This window comes from Kitasatospora sp. NPDC059646 (genome assembly GCF_042734615.1).
Lineage (GTDB): Bacteria > Actinomycetota > Actinomycetes > Streptomycetales > Streptomycetaceae > Kitasatospora.
On the sequence record NZ_JBHWDS010000054.1, the window covers coordinates 51688 to 58637 of the forward strand.

The 6950-nt window shown below is 73.4% G+C and carries 10 protein-coding genes; 1 reads left to right on the forward strand and 9 read right to left on the reverse strand.

Features of this window, described 5'->3' with window-relative positions; all coding sequences use genetic code 11:
* Positions 1 to 329 precede the first annotated feature (329 nt).
* On the reverse strand, positions 330 to 785 hold the full coding sequence (locus ACFV1L_RS29710; protein ID WP_380371565.1) for a hypothetical protein: 456 nt from the start codon (positions 783 to 785) through the stop codon (positions 330 to 332).
* A 319-nt stretch (positions 786 to 1104) separates the two neighbouring features.
* Between ACFV1L_RS29710 and ACFV1L_RS29715 the strand changes: the two genes are divergently transcribed.
* Entirely contained in the window at positions 1105 to 1533 is a 429-nt protein-coding gene (locus tag ACFV1L_RS29715; RefSeq protein WP_380371567.1) for a DUF6210 family protein, read from the forward strand.
* Between the two features lie 17 nt (positions 1534 to 1550).
* Here ACFV1L_RS29715 and ACFV1L_RS29720 read toward each other — a convergent pair whose 3' ends face one another.
* From ACFV1L_RS29720 to ACFV1L_RS29755, 8 genes are all read right to left on the reverse strand, one after another.
* A complete protein-coding gene (locus tag ACFV1L_RS29720; RefSeq protein ID WP_380371569.1) occupies positions 1551 to 2414 on the reverse strand; it encodes an endonuclease/exonuclease/phosphatase family protein in 864 nt (287 codons plus the stop codon).
* 74 nt (positions 2415 to 2488) lie between these two features.
* A complete protein-coding gene (locus ACFV1L_RS29725; RefSeq protein WP_380371571.1) occupies positions 2489 to 2965 on the reverse strand; it encodes a hypothetical protein in 477 nt (158 codons plus the stop codon).
* Positions 2966 to 2986: 21 nt separating this feature from the next.
* Entirely contained in the window at positions 2987 to 3532 is a 546-nt protein-coding gene (locus ACFV1L_RS29730) for a hypothetical protein (RefSeq protein ID WP_380371574.1), read from the reverse strand.
* Between the two features lie 86 nt (positions 3533 to 3618).
* The gene (locus ACFV1L_RS29735) at positions 3619 to 4332 is read right to left on the reverse strand and encodes a hypothetical protein (protein WP_380371576.1); all 714 of its coding nucleotides are present in this window, start codon (positions 4330 to 4332) and stop codon (positions 3619 to 3621) included.
* A gap of 74 nt (positions 4333 to 4406) precedes the next feature.
* Positions 4407 to 5090, reverse strand: a complete 684-nt coding sequence (locus tag ACFV1L_RS29740) for a hypothetical protein (protein WP_380371578.1) — start codon at positions 5088 to 5090, stop codon at positions 4407 to 4409.
* 110 nt (positions 5091 to 5200) lie between these two features.
* Positions 5201 to 5692, reverse strand: a complete 492-nt coding sequence (locus ACFV1L_RS29745) for an AAA family ATPase (protein WP_380371580.1) — start codon at positions 5690 to 5692, stop codon at positions 5201 to 5203.
* Positions 5693 to 5732: 40 nt separating this feature from the next.
* The gene (locus ACFV1L_RS29750; RefSeq protein ID WP_380371581.1) at positions 5733 to 6203 is read right to left on the reverse strand and encodes a transcriptional regulator; all 471 of its coding nucleotides are present in this window, start codon (positions 6201 to 6203) and stop codon (positions 5733 to 5735) included.
* Positions 6204 to 6256: 53 nt separating this feature from the next.
* Positions 6257 to 6850, reverse strand: a complete 594-nt coding sequence (locus tag ACFV1L_RS29755) for a protein kilB (RefSeq protein ID WP_380371583.1) — start codon at positions 6848 to 6850, stop codon at positions 6257 to 6259.
* Positions 6851 to 6950: the final 100 nt, after the last annotated feature.

The following is a 6950-nucleotide window of genomic DNA, read 5'->3' on the forward strand; positions in this document are numbered from 1 at the left end:
CTGCAGGAGGATCGTCTTGGCACGGATGGCGGAGGTCACCGAAGTGGTGGAGATGGCGGTCCGGGGCGGAGGCCGCGCGCAGCTGCTCGGGTCGAGGCCGGACCGGAAGGCGGGTGCCTGGTCGCCAGGTCGGGCTTCGCGCCGGGGCCGGACGACGAGCTCGGTGTGGGTCGTGGCGGCCAGGAAGGGCGCGGAGGGGCCAGGGCGATTCAGACCAGCACGGCGCGGGGAGCCGGAGCGGCGGCGGGGGACTCGCACTCCTGAAACGCAGAAGGGCCCGTCTCCTCCGGCGTCGATGCCGGAGGAGACGGGCCCTTCTTGCGCGGCGGTCACCAGGACCAGTTGCCGCACTCCCAGATCCTGCCGTCCGAGAAGCCCAGGCAGGTGCGGAAGGTGACGTCCTTGATGGGGTAGTTGGAGCTGTAGTAGGGGGAGGTGACCTGGCTGCCGTTCGAGCTGCAGTCGATGGCGGGAGTGCGGTACTGCCAGTCGGGGTTCCAGGAGGAACCGGTCTTGACGTGGTACCGGAGCTGGGTGACGGCGCAGAATCCGTCGCCGTCCCAGAGGTCGTTGGCACCGGTGTGGACCTCCACCGTGGTGCCGCTCCAGTCGACCCGGCCCCAGCCTTCGACCTGCCCGTTGTAGTTCATGTAGCCGGTGGGCTGCTTGTTGGCCAGGCCGGTCCAGCCGGAGATCTTGGTCCAGTCGTCGGAGGCATGCGCCGGCATCACGGATCCCAGGGTCAGCACGGCAGTGCCTGCCAGGATCGCGGCGATCTTCTTCACGTTCCTTCTCCTTTTGTCGGGCTTCTGCCGGGGTGGGCCCATCCTTGCTTCGGCGGCGTTCCGCGTCGTCAACCCTGCGCGGTAGAAGGCCGGTAAACCTGAGATGTATACGTCCTTGCGCGTGCGATGGGAGCGGAATGTCCACGCCGGCGAATGCTCGGAGCCGGAAACCACCGGGAGGATCAGCCCTGAACCACCGCTCGCGGCCCGGGCGGTGACGGCGAGTAGGGCGTCGAGGGGCCTCGGTCGTATCTCGTAATTGATCTTGCAGGGTCAAATGTCGTTGAGCTTGCGACGGGCAGCCCGGAAGACTGGTGCCATGAGCTCTCGACGCTTCGTCTTCCTTGATCCAGACGGTACGAGCGCCGGCGGCTGGCTGTATGCGGTGGTTGAGGCGAAGACGGGTGTCTTCTATCAGCAGCAGTACGGCGGAACGGCTTGTCGACAGGGGCAGGTCGAGGGCTTTCTGGTGCCGCTGTTCGGCCCTGATGAGCTGGACGCGTTGCGCGAGCTGTTTGAGAAGCACTTCCGTGGTGCCGGCACCCGGAACTACGAGTGGCCGGGCGACGAGCGGGAAAGGCTCCGGGAGATCATCGGAGCCCTCCGCTACTGGGCTTGCGACGGGACGACCGAGGAGCCGCATGCTCTGCGGCTGGACGAGAGCCGGATCCGTGAGACCGATGAGGCGTGGCTACCGGTGATCACGCCGGACGGCCCCGGAGTGCTGGTGTGGTTCAACTCGGACTGAAGCGGTGTGTCGGTTGGTCACGCGTACGTCCAGGCCTGGGTGGTGTTGATGCGGTCGGTGTCGAGGGCGACGGCCAGGCCGTGGTGGTCGCTGGCGTCGGGTGGGGTGTCGAGCAGGGTGTAGGAGAGGACGGCGGGGGCGAGCGGGGCGGAGACCCAGAGCTGGTCGATCCGGTCGTCGTTGCCGGTGCGGCGGAGCAGGTGCTCGTCGCCGGTCTGCCGGTACAGGTGCCAGGCGGTGTCGGTGAGGCCGTTGGCGGCGAGTTTCCAGGCGACACGGCGGTCCGGCACCGGAGCTGTCGTGGGGTGGAGTGCCGGGTCGGTGAGGAGGGTGCGGGAGCTGCGGTTGTATGGGCGCATGCGGTCCCAGGCCGGGTCCGGGCCGGCGGCGGGCGGGTAGTTGATGTCGCCGCCGAGGATGCAGTAGGGGCCGTGCCGGTAGGTGCGCGAGGCGGCGAAGTCGGCTTCGGCGACGGCCCGGTCCGCGCTGTAGGGGGTGAGGTGGACGCTGGTCACGGCGAGCGGCGCGGGCAGGCCGGGCACCGTGAACCCGGCGACGCCGAATCCGTGGTGGGTCTCCTCGGCCGCGTGGTCGGTGTTCCAGGCGATCCGCCGGCCGAGGGTCTCGCGCCGGTAGAGCAGGGCGGTTCCGCGGCCGGAGCGGGACGGGGCGATGAGTCCGTCCATGCCGAGGTCCTGTTCGGCGCGGACCAGCTGCCGGTGGCCGGCCTCGGCCCACCCTTCGGCTTCCTGGAGCAGCACCAGGTCCGGGTCGGCGTCGGCGAGCCGCTTCGCGAGGAGCGGCCAGCGGTCCTCCCCGTGGCCGTCCTTGTCGAACAGGCCGCCCCGTTTCAGGTTCTGGACGGCGATGGTGAGGATCACGGTCTCCCTCTCCTTCTGGGGGATGTGGTGGCGGTGGCGCCCACCCCGGTGCGGACCGGGGCGGGTGTTCCGGGTCAGTGCGAGGTGTGCGGGCGGCCGTCCGCGGGGCGGCGGCGGGGGAGGGCGTCGGGCGGGAGGCCGATGCCCTGGGCGACGGCGGTGAGGGCCTCGGCCCAGTCGCCGGTGAACGCGACCGCGCGGTCGTCGACGTACCGGGCGGCGCCCAGCTTCCGGTTCGTCACGAGCACGAGGCCGCGCTCGAGCCAGTACGAGCGGGCCCGGGAGGTGTCGACGAGAGCGGGCAGTCCGCTGTGGCGGGTGACCCAGTCCGCGACGGCCGCCAGGTGGCTGTCGGGCCTGGCGGTGCACACGAAGACGGCGCGGTGGTCGGCGAGCAGGCGCAGCGCCTCGATGGCGCCGGGGATCGGTTGGCCGTAGATGAGGCCGTTCTGCCATCCGCGGTCGTGGGCCGCCAGGGTGTCGTCGAAGTCGATGCCGACTGCGTGGCTGGCGGGGCTGTCGGGGGTGGGTGCGATGACGCGTCGCTGCATGCAGTCCTCCGTCGGGGTGGGCTACGGGAAGGTCGGCTGGTTGGCGTCCGGCTCGGGGCCGTACTCGGTCCGGGCCCGGGTGCGGGCGTGGTCGTGGGCGTCGTCGTCCCGGTCGCAGACGAGTCGGCCGTCGGGCAGCTCGGCCCATTCGCGGCTGCCGACCGCGTCGTCGGCGGCGGCCTCGGCGCTGTCGTGGTGGGGGATGAACTCGTCCTCGACCAGGTCCCCGCACACCGAGCAGCGGGCGGTCCAGCACAGCGTGGGGACGGCGATGCCGGCTCCCGGGCGGGCCGCTCCCTCGCGGCGCCAGGCGTGGCCGTGGTGCAGGACGAGGGCGTGGCTTGCGGGCTGGAGCGGCGAGCCGTCGTCGAGGTCGGCGGCCAGGGCGTTGTGTTCGGCGGCGGCCATGAGCGCGGTGGCGAGGTCGGGCATCTCCAGCAGGGTGTTCGGGCCGGTGAGCCACAGCTCCCACGCGCGGGTGGGGGTGCCGGGGCGCAGTCGCTGGTCGGGGTCGACGGTGAGCAGGCCGCGCCGGACGGCCGGGGTGATGGTGGGGATGGCGGTCATCTCGAGTTCTCCTTTGACGGGATCGGTCGGCCCGGGTGCGGGCCGGGCGATCGGAGGGGGTGGACGGGGCCGTGGGGGCGGCCGGGCTACCGGCTGCCGTCGGCCGGGGTCTCGGCGTCCTGGTCGCGGTCGTTCTTCTCGTCGCCCCCGGTCCCGGCGGGCACCAGCTCCTCGATGCCGAACTCCTTGCCGATCGCCGTCCACGGGTCGCCGTCGTCGGCGGTGGGGAAGTCCTCGGCGTCCAGGTCGAGGAGGGCGACGATGTCGCTGATGCTGCGCACCGGCACCTGTCCGTCGTCGCGCACCAGCAGGAAGCTGCGGGTGATGTAGCCGCCTGACCCGGCGGGGGAGGGGACGCACAGCAGGTGGGCGCCGCCGGGCAGGTCGCATGTGGCGGTGCCGTCGGGGTTGCCGGTCCAGTTGTCGGCCTTGGTGAGGCTGCCTCGGCTGTGGTCGAGGCTGTGGGCCTGGGTGGCGGCGCGGTGGGCGGCGTCGGCGGCGACCTCGCCGGCGAGCTGCTCGGTGGTGGGCGCCGGGGCGGGCTCGGTCAGGCGGTAGTAGGGGGTGGGGGTCAGGCCGAGGCGGTCGCGCAGGGGGCGGCGGATCTGGGTGGTGATCTGGTCGGTGGCGCAGGCGGCGACTGCGGCGGCGGCGAGGGCGAGGGCGGCGCGGGTCTCGGTGGGACGGCCGGTCAGGGCGCGGTAGGTGGTGAGGCCGGCGGTGGCCGCGGCGGCCGCGGTGGCGAGGTTGTCGACGGTGTCCAGGACGGTGGTCAGCACGCGGGCGCGGCTGTCGGTCATCGGGCGGGTCCCTTCGGGGCGAGCTCGAGCGGGCCGGGCGGGATGCCCGGCCCGGTGGTGGGTGTGATGCCGGATCAGCGGCCGGCGGAGCCGAGCAGGAACTGGACGCCTGCGCCGGGGGAGTCCTCGGTGCGGACGGTGAGCGCGGCCTGCGCCCGGTCGTGGGGGACATCGATGCCGAGGTGTTGGCGGGCGGCGCGGCGCACGTCGACCAGCGAGGCCGAGGCGCCGTGCTCGGCGACGGCCAGGTCGGCGGCGGCGAGGGCGAGGAGGTCTTCGCGGGCGGGCCCCTTGGGGGATGCTTCGGTGAGCCGGGCGAAGGCTGCCCTCCACTGTTCGCAGGCGCGTTCGCGGGCCACGGCAGGCTGCTGCAGGTGGCTCTCGCCGATCCGGCCACGTCCGGCCACCCAGTAGGAGATCGGGATCTCGAGGGATTCGGCGTACAGGGCCTCGCGGCGGGTCGACTCTCCGAGGTAGAGCTGGTCGTCGGTGACGACTAGGACCTCGTCGGCGGTGGAGATCTTCGCCAGGTGCAGGGCGTCGAGCCGGGCTTTGAGCTGCTCGGCGGCGGCGGGGTCGGCCCACAGGGTGTGGTGCTGGCGCATGTCGACGGCCGGGGCCAGGACCATCCGGCCGGCGATGGTCTCCTGGAGCGCCGCCTCGGCGATGTGCTGCCGGAAACGGGTGCTGCCGCAGATGGTGACGATCGGCGGCAGCATGCCGCCGGGCTCGGCGGAGTATCGGGTGGTGGACGGCATCGGTGTCTTCCTTCCGGAGCGGGGCCGGGGTGGGTCGGCCGGGCGGCCGCGCCGCGCACCGGGCCTCGGCCGCGCCCGGGCGGGGCGCGGCCGAGGTCCGGTGGGCAGCGTCAGTGCCCGGAGGTGTGGCGGCGGATCTCGTCGACCTGTTCGCGGGCGAGGTGGTGGCGGGCGTCGCGGGCGAAGCGGTGCGCGGCGCGCACGAAGTCCTCGGGGACGCGCTGCGCGTCGTCCCGCCGGGCGTTGCGCTGCAGCAGCTGGTCGAGGGGTGCGTCGACGAGGACGGCGATCGTGGGGCGGCTGTACTGGCGGGCCAGCCACAGGATCGGCTGGCGGTGCTCGGCCAGCACGGAGCAGTTGTCGACGTAGGTGGTCTCTCCCCGGCGCAGCCGCATGGTGAGGATCTGCTGCTGCAGCAGGAGGGCGTCGGCCGTGGCCGTCTCGTCGCCGGGGCGGCTGACGGCGGCGCGCAGCCGGTCGAGGGAGACGACCTGGTGGGTGGGGATGTCGCGCAGCAGGGTGCTCTTGCCGGAGGCGGGCGCGCCGATCATCAGGACGAGGGCGCCGTCGGGGACCGGGTCGAGGGTCGGGAGTTGATGCATCGTGGGGTCCTTTCGGGTGGTGCGCGGCGTCGGTGCCCGGTCAGACGGCCGCGATGAGGAGGGCCGCGACGAAGAGCCACAGGACGTGGAAGCTCTGGTCCAACGCGTAGCTGCCTCGGCCCAGGTGTCGGCCGGTGATGCCGTCCTGGGCGGTGGAGGTGTCGACGACGTCCGCGCCCAGGCTGTAGAACTCGCGCTTCCCGGTCACCTTCGCCAGCCAGGCCAGGGTGGTGCGCCTGTCGGCCCACCAGTGGGTTCCGGCGTCGACGGCCAGGCCGAGCAGCAGGCCCGCGGCGGTGAGGTGGAGGTCGAGGACCAGGGCGGCCGGGAGGAGCAGCACGCCCTTGGTCAGGGTGAGGGTGCTGACGTGCTTGGTGCAGGCCCAGCGGCCGGCTCGCCCGGGCAGCCCCTTGCGGGCCGACTGGCACGAGCTCTGGGTCCAGTGGTCTCCGACCTGGTGGCCGGCGTAGAGGGTGATGAAGACGGCTGCGAACGTGGCGGCGGCGGGCACGGTGTTCCCTCTCTTCGGGGACGGGTGTGGTGGAGCAGCGAGGTGAGGGGCGGTCAGGCGAGGTATGCGGCGGCGGCGGTCACGAGCGCGGAGGCCGCGGTGGTGGCGGCGGTGCGGGTCTTGTCGAGCGCGGCCTGGTCGGCGGCGCCGCGCATCGCGTAGGTCGTGTGTTCGGCGTCGGTGGCCAGGTCGGCGAGCGGCGGGGCGAGGATCGCCAGGGTGACCACCGGGGCGGTGATCTCCGCCCGGGTGCGGTGGCTCTCGGAGCGGGCCTCGGCGACGACGTCCTCCGGGGCGCCTGCCAGGCGCAGCCGTTCGCGGGCGTACATCGCGCGGCGGTGTGCGGCGAGGGCGGCCATCAGCGCGGTGACGGCCGCGATCAGCTCCCGCCGCTGTTCCTGGGCGGCGGTGTCGGCGCGGCTGGCGCGGGCGGCGCGGTGCTGGAGGAGGGCGGTGGTGAGGGTGGCGGCGATGGTGCCGCCGACGCCGACCAGGGCGAGGGCGAGTTCGGCGGCCATCAGGAGGCGTCGCCCGGCCGGGCGGCGCGGGCCAACTGCCAGTCGGAGTCGCTGGGGTCGAGGCTGTCCGGGCGCCAGGTCCGCTCGGGGCGGGCCCGCGGTGGTCACGGGCTTGGTGGTGTCGGTCATGAACGTGTCCTTCCGGGAGGTGGGCGGGTGTCCGGCCGGGCGGCCGCGCCGCGCACCACGGCGCCCGCCGGCCGCGCCCGCCGGCCGCGCCTGCCAGGCG

Coding starts and splice junctions, on each gene's coding strand:
- ACFV1L_RS29735 (WP_380371576.1), bottom strand. CDS start 4,332: ATGACCGACAGCCGCGCCCGCGTGCTGACCACCGTCCTGGACACCGTC.
- ACFV1L_RS29755 (WP_380371583.1), bottom strand. CDS start 6,850: ATGACCGACACCACCAAGCCCGTGACCACCGCGGGCCCGCCCCGAGCG.
- ACFV1L_RS29745 (WP_380371580.1), bottom strand. CDS start 5,692: ATGCATCAACTCCCGACCCTCGACCCGGTCCCCGACGGCGCCCTCGTC.
- ACFV1L_RS29740 (WP_380371578.1), bottom strand. CDS start 5,090: ATGCCGTCCACCACCCGATACTCCGCCGAGCCCGGCGGCATGCTGCCG.
- ACFV1L_RS29715 (WP_380371567.1), top strand. CDS start 1,105: ATGAGCTCTCGACGCTTCGTCTTCCTTGATCCAGACGGTACGAGCGCC.
- ACFV1L_RS29725 (WP_380371571.1), bottom strand. CDS start 2,965: ATGCAGCGACGCGTCATCGCACCCACCCCCGACAGCCCCGCCAGCCAC.
- ACFV1L_RS29730 (WP_380371574.1), bottom strand. CDS start 3,532: ATGACCGCCATCCCCACCATCACCCCGGCCGTCCGGCGCGGCCTGCTC.